Genomic DNA, 2,166 nt, shown 5'->3' with positions numbered 1-2,166 from the left:
GGAACGGCGCGAGGCGCTGCTGGCCGATCTGGAACGGCAAGCCACTGCCCCCTGGGAACCCCTTTACGCCGGACGGTTTCGCCACCTGATGCGCGAGTGGACGGCGCTTCCCGACCTGCCCGATGCCGCCCAGGAGCGCCGCTACCAGGACGCCTGTGTCCGCTGCCACAAGGTGATCGGCGACCATGATGCTCAACAGCGCGCCAGCGAGGCCGCCGAGGCGCGTCGCGAGTATGCCGAGCAGGCCCGGGAGGCCCTGGTGGAAGCCTTCGAGGAGGGGCTAGAGGCGCTGAGCCGCAGCGAGGTGGTCACCGCCCAGGACATTGCCAGCCTGCGCGCCCAGAAGCAGCTGCTGGCCCACCGTTGGCAGGCCCTCTCCGACCAGCACCTGGCCGACCAGGCCCTGCGCGGGCGCTACGACGCCGCCCGCGAGGAATTCGAGCGTATCAGCCAGGCCTGGGTCCGCTTCGACGAGCGCGCCGCGGAGATCCAGCGCGCCCTCACCGACGGCGATGACGAGCGCCTCGAGGCCTTGGTGACCACCCTGGACTGGCCCGACGCGCTGGCGCCGACCCCGCTGCTGCGCCAGGCGCGCCAACGGCTGGAACGGGACGCGCAGGAGACACCCGACGAGGAGCGGGAGGCCCGCCGGGCGCGCTTTGCCACCGAGCTCGACGAGCTGGAGCGGTTGCTCGAACGCGGCGCCTTCAAGGGGGCCAGTCGCCTCCATCAGCGCCTCCGCCAGGAGGCGGAGCGGTTGGGGCGTCCGCCCCAGGAGCCCCGCCTCCGACACCTGGGGGCCCGGCTGGCGGAGCTTCGCGACTGGCGCAGCTACGTGGCCGGCCCCAAGCGCGACCAGCTGGTGCAGGCCATCGAGGCCCTGGCCGAGGATGCGTCCCTCGTCGACGCCGGCCTGGATCGCCGCCACCGTCAACTGGTCAAGGAGTGGAAGTCGCTGGGCGACGCTGCCGCCAATCGCGAGCAGTCGACCCAGTTCCGCGCCGCCTCGGATCGCATCCATGCGCGGCTGGCCGACTGGCGGTCCCGGCTCGACGCCGAGCGCGAACGCCACCTGGCCACCCGCGAAACCCTCTGCGAACAGCTCGAGACCCTGCTCGCCCAGCCCGCCGAGGAGGCCGACCCCGATGCCCTGCGCGAGATACGCGATCGTGCCCGTGACCAGTGGCGGCGCGCCTCACCGGTGCCGCGCGACCAGGCCGAAGCGATCGGGCGGCGCTTCGGACGTATCCGTCACCGGCTCCAGGCGCTGATCGACCAGCGCGCCGGCGAGATCGCCGAGGGCAAGCGCGACCTTATCGAGCAGGTGTGCACTCTGCTCGGCAAGGAGATGCCCGCCACCCGGCGCGCCGAGGCGGTCAAGGAGCTGCAGCGGCGCTGGCGGGAGCTGGGTCGGGCCCCCAGAGGGGAGGAGCAGGCGCTGTGGCGTGAGTTCCGCGGCCTCTGCGACCAGGTCTTCGCCTCCCGGGAGGCGGAGCGCGACGACCGGGTCCAGCAGGCGCGAAAACGCCTGGATGCCATGCAGGCGCTGATCGACCGGATCGATGCCTGGCAGCCCGCCGGCAGCGGTGACGAGGCGACACTCGACGCCGCGATGGCCGAGGCGGCGGCACTTGAACCGCTACCAACGGGGCGGCGCACCGAGGGTATGCGGCGGCGCTGGTCGGGCATCGTGCGCGCCCGTCGTGAACGCCTCGAGCGCCTGGCCGTGGTCGAGGAGGTGGAGCGCTGGCGCCAGGTGCAGCCGCTGCTGGCCGACCACCTGGCCGCCGACGCCGAACGCCTGGCCGGCGGCGAGGCCCGTGACGTGGCGCTGCCCGAGTCGCCGACCCTGGAAGATGATATGCGCGGCGCCCACCTGCGGCGCAATGCGGCCCGCCACGAGCCTGACGCCGAGGGGGAGGTCGAGGAACGCCTGGCACGGGTGCGCGTGCATCTCTCGCTGCTGGCGGTGGGCAGCGTCAGCCATCGCGACGAGCCGCTGCGCCTGGCGATCCAGGTGGAGCGGCTCAATGAGAACCTGGGCCGGGAGCTCTCCCGCGCCGAGGAGGTCCACGGGGTATTGCGCGAGCTGCTGGCGATCGGGCCGGTGGCGCCGGCGCTCTGGACGCGCGAGGTGGGGGAGCTGGACCGTATGCTGGAGCGCCT

1 protein-coding gene is annotated in these 2,166 nt (G+C 73.1%); it reads left to right on the top strand.

The window, feature by feature from the left end; all coding sequences use genetic code 11:
* Positions 1 to 2,166 (top strand): DUF349 domain-containing protein (locus tag J5F18_RS04270; protein WP_346302172.1); only part of this gene is annotated, 2,166 nt, incomplete at both ends.

The organism is Halomonas sp. BM-2019, from assembly GCF_017584085.1.
Note: the sequence above shows the minus strand (reverse complement) of the source record. Positions and strands in the feature narration are given on the sequence as shown.